Below are 15,733 nucleotides of genomic sequence, written 5' to 3'. Positions count from 1 at the left end.
CTGCTCGAGCTGAGGGAGGGCGGAGCAATCTTGGTGTGACCAGACCGCGTTCCTGTGAGGGCCGGGCTGATGGCCGCCAGCGCCGTGCTCATTAGCCTGGCGTCAGTGCGCGATGGGTATAACGCCGTCATGACAGGGTGGCGGTCGCCACCCTGTCCCCAGCGCATTTTTGTGGCGGCCAGCGCCCTAGCACAGGCCTGGCCGCCAGTTTCGCGGCTTAGAAGGCCCAGCGCGCCTGGATCTTGGCGGTGTGCTGGGTATTGCCTTCGCCGAACTCGCCAGCGTAGTTCAGCGCCAGCGTGCCATTGCGGCTGACGGCCAGATCGGTGCCGATTTCCACCAAGCCGGTACTGCGTGCGATGGCATTGCCATTGATGGAGAAGGATTGACTGCCGTTAAAGGCCACTTTGCCGCGCGAGGTGAGGTCTCCGCTGAGATTGCGGTAACCGACACCCGCCCGCAGCACGCCCTGGGTCTTGCCCAACTCATATTTCCACTGGCTGCGCAGCCCCAGCGTGGTGGTCAGGGAGTGCTGGTTCGTCGCTTGGCCGCTGAGGGCAGCGGTTCCGCCCGATTCATCGAAGGCGCGGGTGCGCAGATTGTTCCACGACAGGCCGAGATAGGGCTCAACGCTGGCCTTGCTCGACAAGGGCATCAGATAACCTACTTCGCCAAAGAGCTGCGCGGTGCTGGCGCCGTAGTCGGCGGTCAGGGTCTCGGGCAGCAGCGCCGCCGCCATATTGCGGGAGGTGCCGATGTCATGCCAGGTGTAAGCCGTGCCGAGCATGAGGTTCAATCGGCCGTTGCCCGCGTCCCAGCCTCGGCCGCCATAGAGCGACAGGCTGTAGTTGTCGATCGAGCCGCTGGCCGAACGATTGTTGATGTTGACATGGGTATTGGAATATCCCACCGCCGCGCCCAGCCGCCATTGTTTGCCGATGGCATGGTCCGCGCCGATATAGAGGCCATAGTTGCTGGCCCGCATGCCGGGATTGCTGGCGTTGCCCTTGTCGCGCTGCCAATTGCCGACCACTTCCGCCCACATCGGCTGAGCCGCCGAAGACGGCAAGGCTGCGGCAGGATAGGTGCCCGAGCCCTGGGCCAGCGGCGCCCCGGCGCGCAGGCCGGCCGTGAGGTTGCGATGCAGAATCGTCATGGGCACGTTGATTTGCGGCGCCGAAATAGCCATGGTTTGCAGGGCGGCGTTCATGCCGAGCGCACTATCGCCGGACAGGGCCTGCAGGGCTGCGCCTGGCGCGCCTTTCGGCAGGGTCAGCACGTGCTGATACAACTCGCTATCATGCGGCAGCGTTTCCAGCGCCCTGCCCGCAGCGGCTGCATTGCGGGTTTCGGCGAGTGAGGCAAGGTCGCCGTTCTGGCTGAAGGTGACGTTGGCAGTCTTGTCGGTGTAGCCGACCTTGCTGGTCAAGTAGGCCATATTGCTGTCTATGGTCGTGTCCTTGAACGTGCCAGTCAGCGAACTGCCTTCCAGCAGGGTGTAGGCTTCGCCGATTTTGACGCCAGGCTTGGCGTCGACGTGGAGATTGGCGCCCGTGACGATAACGTTTCCCGTGGCTTTGACCTGCGCCTGAGCGGGGTCGGTCTGGTCGTCGATTGTCACGCCCAGCGTGGTGCCGCCGGCAAGCGAAAAAGTGCCCGTGACAGCAACGGGGCCGTGCACTTTTATTTGCCCATTATTGGTCACAAAGGTGTTGCCCAGTGTGCCTGCGCTCATGCTCAGCAGGCCGCCTTGTACTTCTGCGCCGCCAGAGAGGTGGCTCTGACGCGCATCCAGCGTGCCGCCGGTCACGGTGGTTTTGCCTTCAAGCGTCTGGCCGTTCAGCACGGTATAGCCCGCTTGTTGCAGCACTGCGCCCTTGCCCGTAATGCTGGGCTCGAATACATAGCTGCCGCTGTTGTCGCTGTGGTTGAAGACGATGGCTTGTTGCGTGTCGTCGCCACTGAATTTGACGCCTTTTTCACTGCTATCGAGAAAACCCGGCGCGGCTGCGGCGCTTTCGCCGCCGATGATCAGTTTGCTGTCCTTGCCCTGGAAGTCCAGGCCGTACTTGCCCAGTTCCAGCTTTGCGCTGTTTTGCAGGGTGATATTCACCTTGTCGCCGGCGGTAATGCCGGTGGCATCCAGCGTGGAGTTCTGGCCGGTAACGAGCAGGCTGGCTTTCGGTTTGAGCACCTCCTTCACGTTCAGGGCGGCGGGTTCAGCGGCCGCTGCTGCCGCCTGGGGCTTGGCATTCAGGCTTATGCTTGCCGTCGCTCCGTTGTTGGAGCCGATGACGACCTTCGCCCCGTTTTGCACGGTGATGCTTGCCATGCCCGGGCCCGAGGTCAGGCTGGTGGCATAGAGCGTCGATCCATCAACCAGCACTGACGATGCGTCGTTTTCCTGGCCCGACATTTTCAGATCGCCGCCGTTGCCATCGTCTGCCGTCGCGTCTGCAGTGAGCGTGAGCATGGCGCCCTTGGTGACGGAAAGCGTAGCCTGGTTTTTCAGTTCGGCCTGCTTCATGTCCAGTTTCGAGCCGGTGCCGCTGACGGTGATGCTGGCGTTTTCGAAGCTGGCGGGCTTTTGCAGGTCCAGTTTGGCGCCCTTCTCGACTTCCACCAGGGCGGGATGACCGTTGGCGCCTGTCGCTGTCGTCGCGCCTTCGATGGTGAGCGTGGCGCCACCGGTCACCGTGAGCGTGGCGGGACCTGTTTCTGTGCTGGTGAGGGTTGCGTCGCCGGTCGCACGGGGCATGACGGTATCACCCTCGATCAAGAGGTGGCCGTTTTGGATCTCTAGCTTGTCGATAAGCGAGTCTGATGCGGACGAAGAGGAGGTAATAGACTCTGATTTATCAACGATTTTTTTATCTATGATATTTGGCGTGGTAGGGTATCCCCCCCCCCCATCCCGGTATGGGTGTCGCCGTCGCTCGCAGTGCCCTGCTGCTCATGTTCGCCCTGGTCTTGATGATCCTGGCTCTTGTCTCCTTCTGCTTTGGCCCCGTCAGCTTTGTCCTTGTCTTCTTCTTGAGCGCCAGCATCATGATTCCCGGCGGCCTCACCGTTTTTGGCCTGGTCGCCAGCTTCCTGCTCGTCTTTTTCACCGACTTGAGCAGCGGGCTGAGCGCCGTCAGCGGCCAAAGCCATCGGAATGTGCAGATAGAGCGGGGCCGATAAAAAGAGGCCAGCCAGCATTTTGCGCGTGAGCGACGCAGGGGACGGCGGGTTGAAGGGGACCGGAGAGGCCTGAATTATGACGATTACCTTTGCTAGTGAAAGCGTTATCTCGAGAATCCTGAGAGGGATGTGCAAGATTAGGTAAATGTCCGCTAAGACCCGTCAAACGCCGCAAAAAATAGGTCTCAATTAAGAGGGGTGCATCATTATCCGACGATGTGTGGAGCACCTTGTTGCAAGGATAGGAATGCGCGCGGCATTGACGCCTTTCTATAAATGGCCGTAAAAGCGGCCGCGTTTAACGCTCGCAGGTCAGCCGCCAGAGCGAGGTGGTTTCGCGCGAGCGCGCGGCATGCAGCGGGTCGCTCTTGTCCAGGGCGCGGGGATGTTGCGGTTTTGCCGTGTGTTGCCCCGCCACGCGCAAGCCCGCCGCCTTAATCCAGTTCTGCAAATCATCGGGGGCGCGCAGGCCGAGGTGTTCGGCCAGGTCGGAAATGATCAGCCAGGCTTCGCCGCCTGGCAGCAGATGCCCGCTCACCCCCTGCAAATAGGCGCGCAGCATGCGGCTGTTCGGGTCGTATACGGCATATTCGATGGGCGAGCTGGGTTTGGCGGGAATCCAGGGCGGGTTGCAGACGATGAGCGCCGCTTTCCCTTCCGGGAACAGATCGGCGCGTTGCAGACTGACCCGCGCCGACAGGCCGAGCCGGGCCAGATTGTCGCGAGCGCAGGCCAGCGCGCGCGGGTCCAGGTCGGTGCCGATGACAGGCTGCGCGCAGCGTCGCGCCAGCACGGCGGCCAATACGCCGGTGCCGGTGCCGATATCGAATATAGGGCCCTCGGGCATGGGCGCGCGCGCCACCAGGTCGATGTATTCGCCGCGCACCGGGGAGTACACGCCATAGCAGGGATGGATGCGTTCGCCATTGAGCGCCGGGATGACCACGCCTTTCTTATGCCACTCGTGTGCGCCGAGCAGGCCTTGCAGCTCGCGCAGCGATATCAGGTAGTTGGAGCCAGACGGGATGCCGGCGGCCGCGCAGGCGGCGGTGATATCGGGCGCGCGCCGCAGGCTAAGGCCATGGTCCGGTTCAACCTCGATGAGCAGCATACCCAGCGTACGGGCCCGTTGTGCCTGCCACATGCGGTGTTGGTTGAAACACTCGCGCGGGGTTTCAGCCAGTTTGGCTTGGCGCTTGTCCAGGCGCCGCGCCATGGCCTGGAGCAGCTGCCGGGCATTCTGGAAGTCGCCGCGCCATAACAGGGCGGTGCCTTCGCAGGCTTTTCGATAGGCGATGTCGGCCGGCAGGCGGTCATCGATGAGGTCGATGCGGCGCGGCGTGGGCGCGCCGCTTTCGGATTGCCAGCGTGCCTGGCGGGCGCTGCCGTCGGCTTCGGTCCAGTGGACGGCAGAGGGGGGAGGAGATGCGAAGGACATAGGCCGGCAATGTAGCCGGTTTTCTCGCCTCAGGCGATCCGGGCCTGGCGTGGCGTCAGTCGGGCCATGTTGAGCACGACGGCCTCCCGCACCAGCGGATGCAGGCGGATTTCCGGTGCATCGCCCTCGGGATAGGCCGCGAGAAAGTCCAGCAGTTGCCAGCGCATGCGTGGCTCCCAGAACTTCTGAATGTGGTTGGCCACACCCTCCAGCGCCTCGGCGTGGTCTGGGTAAGCGTCGAAGAAATCGCCGATGCGATTAACCATGCGGATGAGATTGGCGGCGTCCATGAGCGTAGGGATAGCAGGGCCGTCTCAGCGGAGACGGCCGGGGTGGGTGTAAAGGGTGGCGTTGGCCTCTCGCACGAAGCCGGCCAGGGTCAGTCCGGCCTGATCGGCCAGGCGGCAGGCCAGCGCGGTCGGGGCGGAGACGGCGGCCAGCACCGGAATGCCGGCGCTGGCGGTCTTTTGCACCATCTCGAAGCTGGCGCGGCTGGATACCACGGCCATGCCCAGGGCGGCGGGCAGGCCGGCGCGGGCCAGGGCGCCGATGAGTTTGTCGAGCGCATTGTGACGGCCGACGTCTTCGCGGCTCAGCCTAAGCGTGCCTGTGGCGTCGGCCCAGCCTGCCGCATGGGTGGCGCCGGTGAGATCGTGCAGGCGCTGTTGACCGCGTAGCGCGCGCATGGCCTGGAGCAGCGCCGCCAGCGATAAATCAGGGCCGGGCGCGACCGGCGCAACCGGGCGCAGGACTTCGGGCAGGGTTTCCACACCGCACAAGCCGCAGCCGGTACGGCCCGCCATGGCGCGGCGTCTTTCCTTCAGGCCGACCTCGCGGGCTGTGGCGATTTCCACTTGCACGACGATGCCGTCGGCGCGCGGGTCGAGATCGATACCGCGCACCTCGCTTGCCGTAGCGACGATGCCCTCGCTGAGTGCGAAACCCAGCGCGAAGTCCTCCAGGTCGGCCGGTGTGGCCAGCATCGTGGCATGGCTGATGCCATTGAACTCCAGCGCCACGGGGGTTTCTTCGGCTAACTTGTCGTGCTGCGGCAGGCCTTGCCCGTCGCGCACGCGCAGCACTTCGACTTCACGGTAAGCAGGCCAGGAGGGTTCGCGGGCAGATGTCATGGCAGGAAGGTTTGAGCGTTATTTCCCGGCCATCGTGGCGCTTTCGCTCAGCAGGCGCTGCTGCACTTCGGTAAAGCGCGTCCAGTGACGCTGCCATTCCGAGGGCTGCGATACCCGCGTGACCTGCACCGCCGTGACTTTGTACTCGGGGCAGTTAGTGGCCCAGTCGGAGCTGTCGGTCGTGACCACGTTGGCGCCCGATTCCGGGAAGTGGAATGTTGTGTATACCACGCCCGGTTGCACACGGTCGGTCAAGGTGGCGCGCAGCACCGTTTCGCCGGCGCGGCTCTGGATGCCGACCCAATCGCCGTCGCGCACCCCCCGGTCTTCGGCATCCTGGGGGTGGATTTCGAGCAGGTCTTCGCTGTGCCAGTGCACGTTCTCGGTGCGCCGGGTCTGTGCGCCCACGTTGTACTGCGACAGAATGCGGCCCGTCGTGAGCAGCAGCGGGAAGCGCCGGGTGCTGCGCTCATCGGTGGGCACATAGCGCGTGATCATGAAACGGCCCTTGCCGCGCACGAAGGCATCGATATGCATGATGGGTGTGCCCTCGGGCGCCTCGTCGTTGCAAGGCCATTGCAGGCTGCCCAGGCGCTCCAGCTTTTCGTAAGTCACGCCCGAGAACGTGGGGGTGAGCCTGGCGATTTCCGCCATGATCTCGGAGGGGTGGCGGTAGTGCATGGGGTAGCCCAGCGCATTGGCCAGCGCCACGGTGATTTCCCAGTCGGCCATGCCGTTGCGCGGCTCCATGACCTTGCGCACGCGAGAGATGCGCCGTTCCGCATTAGTAAAGGTGCCGTCTTTCTCCAGGAAGGATGAGCCGGGCAGGAAGACGTGGGCGTATTTGGCGGTTTCGTTCAGGAAGAGATCCTGCACCACGATGCATTCCATGGCCGACAGGGCCGCCGCCACGTGCTGCGTGTTGGGATCGGACTGCACGATGTCTTCGCCCTGGCAGTACAGGCCCTTGAAACTGCCTTCCAGCGCGGCTTCGAACATATTCGGAATGCGCAGGCCGGGCTCGGGCTGTAGCGTGACTCCCCAATCCTGCTCGAAAAGACCGCGCGCGGCATCATCGGAAATATGCCGGTAGCCGGGCAGCTCATGAGGGAAGGACCCCATATCGCAAGAGCCCTGCACATTGTTCTGTCCGCGCAGCGGGTTCACACCCACACCTTCGCGGCCGATGTTGCCGGTGGCCATCGCAAGGTTGGCGATGGCCATGACGGTGGTCGATCCCTGGCTGTGTTCGGTCACGCCCAGGCCGTAATAGATGGCGCCGTTGCCGCCGCCAGCATACAAACGCGCCGCGCCGCGCACGGCCTGCGCTGGCACGCCGGTGATTTCCTGTGTGGCTTCGGGAGAGTGCTCGGCGCGCGCTACGAATTCCTGCCATTGCGCGAAGGCCTCCGGCTCGCAGCGGTCGGCGACATAATCCTGCTTGACGAGCCCCTCGGTGACGATGACATGGGCCAGCGCCGTGAGAAGCGCCACATTGGTGCCGGGGCGTACTTGCAGGTGGTAATCGGCCTTGATGTGGGGCGAGTTCACCAGTTCGATGCGGCGCGGATCGATCACGATGAGGCGGGCGCCTTGGCGCAGACGCTTTTTCAGGCGCGAGGCGAAGACCGGGTGGCCGCTGCTTGGGTTGGCGCCCATCACGATGACCACGTCGCTGAACATGACCGAGTCAAAGGTCTGGGTGCCAGCCGACTCGCCCAGCGTTTGTTTCAGACCGTAGCCGGTGGGCGAGTGGCACACGCGCGCGCAGGTGTCGACATTGTTGGTGTTGAAGGCGGCGCGCACCAGTTTCTGCACCAGCCAGGTTTCTTCGTTGGTGCAGCGCGATGAGGTGATGCCGCCCACGGCATCGCGCCCGTAGCTGGCCTGAATACGGCGGAACTCCGATGCGGCATAGCGCAGGGCCTCGTCCCAGGACACTTCTTGCCAGGGGTCGGTGATGCGTTTGCGGATCATGGGTTTGAGCACGCGTTCGCGGTGGGTCGTGTAGCCCCAGGCGAAACGGCCTTTCACGCAGGAGTGCCCGCGATTGGCCTGGCCGTCTTTCCAGGGCACCATGCGCACGACTTCCTGGCCTTTCATTTCGGCCTTGAACCCGCAGCCCACGCCGCAATAGGCGCAGGTGGTGATGACCGAGTGCTCGGCCTGCCCGAGCATGATGACGGTCTTTTCCTGCAAGGTGGCGGTCGGGCAGGCCTGCACACAGGCGCCGCAGGACACGCAATCGCTTTCCATGAAAGACTGGCTCTGGCCCGGTGAAACCCGCGATTCGAAACCCTTGCCCGCGATGGTCAGCGCGAAGGTGCCCTGTGTTTCCTCGCAGGCCCGCACGCAGCGGTTGCACACGATGCACTTGGACGGGTCATAAGTGAAATAGGGATTGGACTCGTCTTTCTTTGCTTGCAGATGGTTGGCGCCGTCTTGGCCATAGCGCACATTGCGCAGCCCCACCACGCCCGCCATGTCTTGCAGTTCGCAATCGCCGTTGGCCGCACAGGTCAGGCAATCCAGCGGGTGGTCGGAGATGTAAAGCTCCATCACGCCGCGGCGCAGTTCGCGCAGCTTCGAGGTTTCGGTGCTGACGACCATGCCATTTTCGGCCGGCGTCGTGCATGAGGCGGGGTAGCCGCGCCGCCCGTCGATCTGCACCAGACAGAGGCGGCAGGAGCCGAAGGCTTCCAGGCTGTCGGTGGCGCACAGCTTGGGAATATTGATGCCCGCCTCGGCGGCGGCGCGCATGACCGAGGTGCCCTCCGGCACCGAGATGGTCTGCCCGTCGATGGTGAGTGTCACCAGGTTTTCGCTCTGGCGCGGCGGCGTGCCGAAGTCACGATCGCGTTTGATTACGGTTTCCAGCATGTCGGTCTCCTTCAGGCGGGCTGGGCGGTTTGCCCGAAGTCTTCAGGGAAATGGTTGAGCGCGGATAGCACCGGGTAGGGGGCCATACCCCCCAGCGCGCACAGCGAGCCGCCTAGCATGGTGTCGCAGAGGTCGCGCAGCAGATGCACCTGCGCCTCGCGTTGCTCGCCGCCGGCCATGATGCGGTCCAGCGTTTCGACACCGCGCGTGGAGCCGATGCGGCAGGGCGTGCATTTGCCACAGGACTCGATGGCGCAGAACTCCATCGCATAGCGCGCCATGCGGGCCATATCCACACTGTCGTCGAAGGCCACCACCCCGCCGTGGCCGACCATGGCCGAGATGGCGATATAGGCTTCGTAGTCCAGCGGCACGTCCCATTGGGATTCCGGCAGATAGGCGCCCAGCGGCCCGCCGACCTGTGCGGCGCGCAAGGGCCGGCCGCTTGCGCTGCCGCCGCCGAAGTCATAGAGCAGCTCGCGCAGGCTCAAACCGAAAGCCTTTTCCACCAGCCCGCCCTGGCGGATATTGCCCGCCAATTGAAAGGGCAGGGTGCCGTGCGATCGGCCTACGCCGTAGTCGCGGTAAAAGGCCGCGCCCCGGGCCAGAATGGTGGGTACGGTGGCCAGCGAGATCACATTGTTGATGACGGTGGGTTGGCCGAAGAGTCCGCTGATTGCCGGCAGCGGCGGCTTGGCGCGCACCACGCCGCGCTTGCCCTCCAGGCTTTCTAGCAAAGCGGTTTCCTCGCCGCAGATATAGGCGCCCGCACCCTCTCGGACTTCAAGGTCAAAGCATCGGCCGCTGCCGTGGATATCCTCGCCGAGCCAGCCGACCTCACGGGCGCGTCCGATGGCCGCGCGCAGGGTGGCGATGGCATGGGGATACTCGGAACGCACGTAGATATAGCCATAGCGCGCGCCCACGGCCAGGCCGGCGATGGTCATGCCTTCGATCAAGGCATAGGGGTCGCCTTCCATGAGCAGCCGATCCGCGAATGTGCCGGAATCGCCTTCATCGGCGTTACAGACGATGTATTTCGTGGCAGACGGCGCGCTGTGTACGGTTTTCCATTTGATTCCGGTCGGAAAGGCCGCGCCGCCGCGCCCGCGCAGGCCCGATGCGGTGACCTCTTCGATGATTTGTTCCGGCGTCAGGTTCAGCGCACGCTCCAGGCCGGCGAGTCCCCCGTGGGCCGCATAGTCTTGAATGGACAGCGGATCGATCACGCCCACTCGGACGAAAGTCAGGCGTTCCTGGTGACGCAGATAGGGGATGGTCTCGGTCAGGCCGTGCCCCAGAGGGTGTGCGGCGCCGCTTAGCCAGCCGGCGGCGAACAGGCCCGGCACATCGTCGAGGCTGACCGGCCCGTAGGCCACGCGGCCTTCGGGCGTGGCCACCTCGACGAGCGGTTCTAGCCAGAGCAGGCCGCGTGAACCGTTGCGCACGATGTCCACCGGCTGATTCAGGCGTTCGGATTCGGCCAGGATGGCGGCGGCGACTTCGTCGGCCCCGACTGCCAGCGCTGCCGCATCGCGCGGCACATAAATGCGGATAGGTGTTGTCATGCCTGGCCTCCCTGATCGATCAGACGATCCAGCCGTGCAGGCGTCATCCGGGCATGGGGCCGGCCGTCCAGCATGAGCGCTGGCGATTGCGCGCACAGGCCAAGGCAATAAGCCGGTTCGAGCGTGAAAGCGCCATCGGCGCTGCGGGCGTGGAAGTCACAGCCCAGCCGCGCTTGCGCATGGGCGGCGAGCGCGTCGCCACCCATGGCCTGACAGGCCTCTGCGCGGCAGATTTGCAGCACATGGCGGCCTGCCGGCTCCGTGCGGAAGTGCGGATAGAAGGTGATCACGCCATGCACCTCGGCCCGCGACAGCGACAGGGCTTCAGCCAACACCCCGACCGTCTCGGGCGGGATACAGCCCAGTTCTTCCTGGAGCGCGTGCAAGAGCGGCAGCAGGGCGCCGGGCTGATCCGCGAAGCGGGCGGCCAGCCGCTGCGCAACAGCGATGGGATTGGGGGGCATGACGGGTCTCCTTCTCGGGTTTGCTACCTGCCGTCAGTGTGATTAATATGTTTATTTTTACATATAAAAAACGTCGCGGCAGGCTTGTTAGGGCGGTACTCTACGCTTCAGATCAGGCGGCTTCAATATGCAAGAAATGACATATAAATTTCGTGTCGGTTTGCGTCCGCAATGGCATCTGGCCCTTGATGGCGACGCCGACGAGACCTCCATGCAGGAATTGCTGGCGCTTCTGGCCGCCATCGATGCCGAGGGCCATATCGCCGGCGCCTGTAAAAGTCGCGGGCTGTCTTATCGGCATGGTTGGGGCTTGTTGCGCCGTTTTGAGGCTTTGTTCGGCACGGCGCTGGTGCTGACGCGGCGGCGGCAGGGCAGCGAGCTGTCTGTGTTTGCGCAACGCTTGCTCTGGGCCAACCGCCGCATCGAGGCCCGGCTGGCGCCCACCTTGGAAAGCCTGGCCTCGGAGTTGCAAGAAGAATTGCAGCGGCTGCTGCCGCAAGAGCTGCCGCCTCTGCGCTTACAGGCCAGCCATGGCTTTGCTGTCGAGGCCCTGATGCAGCAGGGCGCCCGCGTGGAGCTGCGTTATCGCAACGCCAGCGAAGCGCTGGCTTCGCTGGCGCGGGGGGAATGCGATCTGGCGGGTTTTCAACTGCCTAGCGGGGAGTTCGAGCGCGACATCTTGGCCCATTACGCCCAATGGCTGGATCGCGAAACCCATATGCTGATTCATCTGGCGCGGCGCAATACCGGGTTTTTCGTGATGGCCGGCAATCCCAAGGGTATCGCCGGCGTGCGGGATCTCGCCCGGCCCGATGTGCGCTTCGTCAACCGCCAGATGGGGTCCAGCACCCGCTATCTAGCCCATTTGCTGTTGCAGCGCGAAGGTATCGATGTCAGCCAGGTGCAAGGTTTTCAGAGCAACGAATTTACGCATATGGCGATTGCCGCCCATATCGCCAGCGGCATGGCTGACGTGGGCATGGGGGTGGAAACGGCGGCGCGCCGCTTCGGCCTGGATTTCATTCCGCTGGTTCAGGAACGCTATTTCTTTGCCCTGCGCCGGGCCGAGCTGGGCCAGCCGCTCATGCAGGACTTTCTGCGCGCGCTGCGCAGCCCGGCTTACCAGGCCGAGATCGGCGCGCTGGCAGGCTATGACGCGAGCGATTGTGGCCGCATAATGGCCTTGGCCGACGCTTTTTCCTAGGCAGTCATTCAAGGGCTATCATCCCATCATGTCTTCCGTGATCCATCTCGTTGATGAACACATCCCTGTCGCCGTCGCGCCGCCCGCAGCGGGTGAGCCGCTGCGGGATCAACGCGGCCGTCCCCTGCGTGATTTACGCATCTCGGTGACGGATCGCTGCAACTTCCGTTGCACTTACTGCATGCCACGTGACGTATTCGACGCCAGCTATCGTTTCATGCCACATTCGGCCCTGCTGTCATTCGAAGAAATCACCCGCGCCGCGCGTGTGTTCACCCGACTGGGCACCGAGAAAATCCGCCTGACCGGTGGCGAGCCGCTGCTGCGTAAAGATGTCGATAAGCTCATCGCCATGCTGGCTGATCTGCGCACGCCTCAGGGGCTTCCCCTCGACCTGACCCTGACCACCAACGCCAGCCTGTTGGCGCGCAAGGCGAGCGCCCTCAAAGCGGCAGGCCTGGGCCGTGTCACGGTCAGCCTCGATGCACTGGACCCCGGGCGCTTCAAACAACTGGCGGATGCCGACTACACCCCATCCGATGTGTTGCGCGGCATCGATGCTGCGGCTGCGGCGGGGCTGCCCGTCAAGGTCAATATGGTTGTGCGCCGTGGCGTCAATGACGATCAGATCCTGCCTCTGGCCAGACATTTTCGTCATAGTGGCCATGTGCTGCGTTTTATCGAGTACATGGATGTCGGCAACAGCAATGGCTGGAACCTCACCGAAGTCTTGCCCAGCGCCGAACTAATCGCTCGCCTGAGCACCGAGTTCGCGCTGGAGCCCTTGGAGGACGCGCCGATGGGGCGGGTCGCCGAGCGCTGGCGCTATGCCGATGGTGCGGGTGAAATCGGTGTGATTTCCAGCGTGACCCACGCTTTTTGTGGCGGCTGTACGCGGGCCCGCCTGTCGCCCGAGGGGCAGTTATTCCTCTGTCTGTTTGCTTCGCGTGGCTATGATCTGCGCACCTTGCTGCGCAATGGCAGCGACGACGAGTCGTTTGCCGCCGCGCTTAGCGGCATCTGGACGGTCCGCCGTGACAACTACTCCGAGCGGCGCGGCCAAGCAGGCGTTGCTCAGGAAAAAATCGAGATGAGTTACATCGGTGGCTAAGCGCGCGATCTCCGGGCTGATTCTCGCGGGCGGGCAGGGCAGGCGGGTCAATGAGGCCGATAAAGGTCTGCTGCCCTGGCGCGGCCAGCCCCTGGTCGCCCATGTGGCGCAACGCCTCGCTCCTCAGGTGGGCGCCCTCTACATCAGCGCTAATCGTCATCTCGAAACCTATGCGCAATACGGCAAGGTGCTGCCCGACGATGCGGCGCTAGGCCCTTGGCAGGGCCCGCTTGCGGGGCTTGCCGCCGGCTTGGCGGCCTGCCGGGATGACTGGCTGGTATGCGTGCCTTGCGACACCCCTCTGATTCCGCGAGATCTGGTCCTGCGGCTCACGCAGGCGGCCGAACATGCCGGGGCGTCGATGGCCGTGGTGTCCAGCCAGGGACGCCGGCACGCTGTCTGCATGGCGGCGAGAGCCGCCCTGGCGCAGGATTTGCGCGCCTATCTGGCCGCAGGCGACCGCAAGGTCGCCCTATGGCAAGATCGGGTTGGCGCCATCGAAGTGGCTTTCGATGACGAGCCCCAGGCTTTCATCAACCTCAATACGGCGGAAGATTTCGCTTTCGCGCAGGGCTAAGCCTGCCACAGGCGCATGTCGTAATAGCGTACCTGCGCGCCGTCCTGGATATCGGTGTCGTAGGGCAGCCGCGCCAGCCCATCCGACCAGGCCAGGGAGCTCAGTACGCCCGAACTCTGATTGGTGTAGGCATGCAGCTCGGGCGTGAGGCCCACACGGTATTGCACCCGCAGAAATTCCTCGCGGCCATCTCGGCGGGTATGCGCTGTGCGTAAAGCCACATGATCGACGCGCGGGTAGATCTCCCGGCGGCCTTGCATGCGGCGCAGCAAGGGAGAGACCAAGACCGTGAATACCGTGTAGGCCGATACCGGATTGCCTGGCAGGCAGACCAGAGGCTTGCCGCGCGCATGGGCCAGCGCTACCGGCTTGCCCGGTTTCATGCGTACCTTCCAGAGCACCAACTGAGCTCCCATGGACTCCAGCACCGGTTTGACCAGATCGCGCTCGCCGACTGAGACGCCGCCCACGCTCAGGATCAAATCGCAATCGTCCAGCAACTGATCGAAGGCCGCTTTCAGGCTCTCCTCGTCGTCGCGGGCGTGCAGTACATGAGTGGCTTGCGCGCCCATGCCTTCGGCCAGTGCGGCCAGCATGGCGCCATTGGAGTTATAGATCTGCTGGGCTTGGCGGGGCGCGCCCGGCGGCACCAGTTCATCGCCGGTGGTGAGGATGCCCACGCGCAGCCGGTCGATAACCTCGGCCTGCGCAATACCCTGGGAGGCCAGCAAGGCGATGTGCGCGGCTTGCAAGACCGTGCCCCCCGCCAGCAGCAGCGCGCCGGCGCGGGTGTCTTCGCCTCGTTTGCGCACATGCTGGCCTGCGCTCGGCGCGAGCAGAATCTCGACCTGGCCGTCGGTTTCACGAGCGTCTTCCTGCATGATGACGGTGTCGGCCCCTTCGGGGAGCAGGCTGCCCGTGAACAGGCGCGCCGCCTGCCCGGCCTCCAGCCGCGCCGGCATCTCGCCCGCGAATACGCGTTGCGTCACGGGCAGGGCGCGTCCAGCCTGATAATCGGCGTAGCGGATGGCATAGCCGTCCATGGCGCTGTTATCGGCAGAGGGCAGATCCAGCGTGGCCGTGATGTCCTGCGCTAACACGCGGCCGGCCAGTCTGGCCAGGGGCAGGGTCTCGCGGCGTGTTAGCGCCGCCGCGGCCTCGGCCAACTGGGCCTGGGCCTGATCGAATTCCATCATGATGCGTCCTTGCGCGAGAGCTGCGTGGCGAAGTTGCAGGGTTTGTATCGGCTGTCGAGTTGTTCGGCAATGATGCGCGTCCAGGCGGTTTTGCAGGCGCGGGTCGAGCCAGGCATGCAGAAGATCACCGTCTGATTGGCATAGCCCGCCAGGGCGCGCGACTGGATGGTCGAGCTGCCGATATCATCATAGGAAATCTGGCGGAACAGTTCGCCAAAACCTTCGATTTCGCGGTCAAACAAGGGCCTTACCGCTTCGGGCAGGCAGTTGCGCGGCGAGAAACCGGTGCCGCCGTTGGTCAGGATGACCTGGACCTCAGGGTTGGCGATCCAGTCGCTGAGCACGCGCCGGATCTGATAGATGTCGTCCGGCACGATGGCGCGGTGCGCGCAATGATGGTTGGCCGCGACGATATGTTCGGCCAGGAGATCGCCCGAGGTGTCTTCGGCGGGGCTGCGCGTATCGCTGATGGTCAGCACGGCGCAGACCAGCGGGATAGGGGTGTTGGCGTTCATGCTGTCTCCTCGTCCTTATTCCAGGCATCGGTGCGCGCTTCGTCGCTGGCGCGCTGCTCGACCCAGAAGCTGTTGCCGCTGGCCAGCGTTTCGCGCTTCCAGAAGGGCGCGCGTGTTTTCAGCGCGTCTATCATGAATTCGCAGCCGCGAAAGGCATCGCCGCGATGCGCGCTGGCGGCGGCGACGAACACGATCTGGCTTTCGCGCGGCAGGGCGCCGACGCGGTGGGCGATGACCGTGCCGGCCAATTGCCAGCGCGAGCGCGCCGTCTCGGCGATCTCGGCCAGTTCGCGTTCGCACATGCCGGGATAGTGTTCCAGGAACAGCGTCTCGGTGGCTTCGTCCGGCGCGTAATCGCGCACATAGCCGGTAAAGGTCACGATGGCGCCAGCGGCCGCGCCGGCTTCGGCGCGCAGACCCGCCAGCAGGGCGCCGGCATCGAAGTCTTCGGTTTGTACGACGATCAT

14 protein-coding genes are annotated in these 15,733 nt (G+C 64.2%); 4 read left to right on the top strand and 10 right to left on the bottom strand.

Annotation, left to right across the window (positions count from 1 at the left end; translation table 11 throughout):
- Positions 1 to 217: 217 nt before the first annotated feature.
- Positions 218 to 2,758 (bottom strand): autotransporter family protein, encoded by a 2,541-nt coding sequence (locus tag U0029_RS13410; RefSeq protein WP_115600721.1) that lies wholly within the window; start codon positions 2,756 to 2,758, stop codon positions 218 to 220.
- Positions 2,759 to 2,955: 197 nt separating this feature from the next.
- On the opposite strand from U0029_RS13410, the gene U0029_RS13405 reads away from it, so the two are divergent.
- A complete protein-coding gene (locus U0029_RS13405; RefSeq protein WP_147294807.1) occupies positions 2,956 to 3,183 on the top strand; it encodes a hypothetical protein in 228 nt (75 codons plus the stop codon).
- Positions 3,184 to 3,481: 298 nt separating this feature from the next.
- On the opposite strand, the gene U0029_RS13400 is transcribed toward U0029_RS13405, so the two are convergent.
- From U0029_RS13400 to U0029_RS13375, 6 genes are read right to left on the bottom strand one after another with little or no spacing between them, the layout of a single operon-like run.
- The gene (locus U0029_RS13400) at positions 3,482 to 4,621 is read right to left on the bottom strand and encodes a methyltransferase (RefSeq protein ID WP_114852386.1); all 1,140 of its coding nucleotides are present in this window, start codon (positions 4,619 to 4,621) and stop codon (positions 3,482 to 3,484) included.
- 29 nt (positions 4,622 to 4,650) lie between these two features.
- Positions 4,651 to 4,911 (bottom strand): formate dehydrogenase subunit delta, encoded by a 261-nt coding sequence (locus tag U0029_RS13395; RefSeq protein ID WP_012416506.1) that lies wholly within the window; start codon positions 4,909 to 4,911, stop codon positions 4,651 to 4,653.
- Positions 4,912 to 4,935: 24 nt separating this feature from the next.
- Positions 4,936 to 5,751 carry a formate dehydrogenase accessory sulfurtransferase FdhD gene (gene fdhD, locus U0029_RS13390; RefSeq protein ID WP_114852385.1) on the bottom strand — a complete coding sequence of 272 codons (816 nt, stop codon included), beginning with the start codon at positions 5,749 to 5,751 and terminating at the stop codon, positions 4,936 to 4,938.
- A gap of 18 nt (positions 5,752 to 5,769) precedes the next feature.
- The gene (gene fdhF / locus U0029_RS13385) at positions 5,770 to 8,631 is read right to left on the bottom strand and encodes a formate dehydrogenase subunit alpha (RefSeq protein ID WP_012416508.1); all 2,862 of its coding nucleotides are present in this window, start codon (positions 8,629 to 8,631) and stop codon (positions 5,770 to 5,772) included.
- 11 nt (positions 8,632 to 8,642) lie between these two features.
- Complete coding sequence (locus tag U0029_RS13380) at positions 8,643 to 10,199, bottom strand: formate dehydrogenase beta subunit (RefSeq protein ID WP_114852384.1); 1,557 nt, start codon at positions 10,197 to 10,199, stop codon at positions 8,643 to 8,645.
- Positions 10,196 to 10,663, bottom strand: coding sequence for a formate dehydrogenase subunit gamma (locus U0029_RS13375; protein ID WP_012416510.1), 468 nt, complete (start codon positions 10,661 to 10,663; stop codon positions 10,196 to 10,198). The genes U0029_RS13380 and U0029_RS13375 overlap by 4 nt, the downstream gene beginning before the upstream one ends.
- 136 nt (positions 10,664 to 10,799) lie before the next feature.
- On the opposite strand from U0029_RS13375, the gene U0029_RS13370 reads away from it, so the two are divergent.
- Genes U0029_RS13370 through mobA form a run of 3 tightly spaced genes read left to right on the top strand, consistent with a single transcriptional unit; the run spans position 10,800 to position 13,555 of the window.
- Entirely contained in the window at positions 10,800 to 11,867 is a 1,068-nt protein-coding gene (locus U0029_RS13370) for a substrate-binding domain-containing protein (protein WP_039052180.1), read from the top strand.
- A gap of 28 nt (positions 11,868 to 11,895) precedes the next feature.
- Positions 11,896 to 12,978, top strand: coding sequence for a GTP 3',8-cyclase MoaA (gene moaA, locus U0029_RS13365; RefSeq protein ID WP_114852383.1), 1,083 nt, complete (start codon positions 11,896 to 11,898; stop codon positions 12,976 to 12,978).
- The gene (gene mobA, locus U0029_RS13360; protein WP_114852382.1) at positions 12,971 to 13,555 is read left to right on the top strand and encodes a molybdenum cofactor guanylyltransferase MobA; all 585 of its coding nucleotides are present in this window, start codon (positions 12,971 to 12,973) and stop codon (positions 13,553 to 13,555) included. The genes moaA and mobA overlap by 8 nt, the downstream gene beginning before the upstream one ends.
- On the opposite strand, the gene U0029_RS13355 is transcribed toward mobA, so the two are convergent.
- Genes U0029_RS13355 through U0029_RS13345 form a run of 3 tightly spaced genes read right to left on the bottom strand, consistent with a single transcriptional unit; the run spans position 13,552 to position 15,733 of the window.
- Positions 13,552 to 14,751: a molybdopterin molybdotransferase MoeA gene (locus U0029_RS13355; protein ID WP_012416514.1), complete on the bottom strand. Its 1,200-nt coding sequence runs from the start codon at positions 14,749 to 14,751 to the stop codon at positions 13,552 to 13,554. The two genes, mobA and U0029_RS13355, sit on opposite strands and share 4 nt — an antisense overlap.
- Complete coding sequence (gene moaB / locus U0029_RS13350) at positions 14,748 to 15,266, bottom strand: molybdenum cofactor biosynthesis protein B (RefSeq protein ID WP_012416515.1); 519 nt, start codon at positions 15,264 to 15,266, stop codon at positions 14,748 to 14,750. The genes U0029_RS13355 and moaB overlap by 4 nt, the downstream gene beginning before the upstream one ends.
- Positions 15,263 to 15,733, bottom strand: a complete 471-nt coding sequence (locus tag U0029_RS13345; RefSeq protein ID WP_012416516.1) for a molybdenum cofactor biosynthesis protein MoaE — start codon at positions 15,731 to 15,733, stop codon at positions 15,263 to 15,265. Before U0029_RS13345 ends, moaB begins: the two co-directional genes overlap by 4 nt.

The sequence above is a fragment of the Bordetella avium genome (assembly GCF_034424645.1).
GTDB classification, from domain to species: domain Bacteria; phylum Pseudomonadota; class Gammaproteobacteria; order Burkholderiales; family Burkholderiaceae_B; genus Bordetella; species Bordetella avium.
The sequence above is the reverse complement of the archived record's forward strand: the minus strand, read 5'-3'. Positions and strand labels throughout refer to the sequence as shown.

Coding starts and splice junctions, on each gene's coding strand:
- U0029_RS13410 (WP_115600721.1), bottom strand. CDS start 2,758: ATGCCCCGTGCGACCGGCGACGCAACCCTCACCAGCACAGAAACAGGT.
- U0029_RS13405 (WP_147294807.1), top strand. CDS start 2,956: ATGTTCGCCCTGGTCTTGATGATCCTGGCTCTTGTCTCCTTCTGCTTT.
- U0029_RS13400 (WP_114852386.1), bottom strand. CDS start 4,621: ATGTCCTTCGCATCTCCTCCCCCCTCTGCCGTCCACTGGACCGAAGCC.
- U0029_RS13395 (WP_012416506.1), bottom strand. CDS start 4,911: ATGGACGCCGCCAATCTCATCCGCATGGTTAATCGCATCGGCGATTTC.
- fdhD (WP_114852385.1), bottom strand. CDS start 5,751: ATGACATCTGCCCGCGAACCCTCCTGGCCTGCTTACCGTGAAGTCGAA.
- fdhF (WP_012416508.1), bottom strand. CDS start 8,631: ATGCTGGAAACCGTAATCAAACGCGATCGTGACTTCGGCACGCCGCCG.
- U0029_RS13380 (WP_114852384.1), bottom strand. CDS start 10,199: ATGACAACACCTATCCGCATTTATGTGCCGCGCGATGCGGCAGCGCTG.
- U0029_RS13375 (WP_012416510.1), bottom strand. CDS start 10,663: ATGCCCCCCAATCCCATCGCTGTTGCGCAGCGGCTGGCCGCCCGCTTC.
- U0029_RS13370 (WP_039052180.1), top strand. CDS start 10,800: ATGACATATAAATTTCGTGTCGGTTTGCGTCCGCAATGGCATCTGGCC.
- moaA (WP_114852383.1), top strand. CDS start 11,896: ATGTCTTCCGTGATCCATCTCGTTGATGAACACATCCCTGTCGCCGTC.
- U0029_RS13355 (WP_012416514.1), bottom strand. CDS start 14,751: ATGATGGAATTCGATCAGGCCCAGGCCCAGTTGGCCGAGGCCGCGGCG.
- moaB (WP_012416515.1), bottom strand. CDS start 15,266: ATGAACGCCAACACCCCTATCCCGCTGGTCTGCGCCGTGCTGACCATC.
- U0029_RS13345 (WP_012416516.1), bottom strand. CDS start 15,733: ATGATCGTCGTACAAACCGAAGACTTCGATGCCGGCGCCCTGCTGGCG.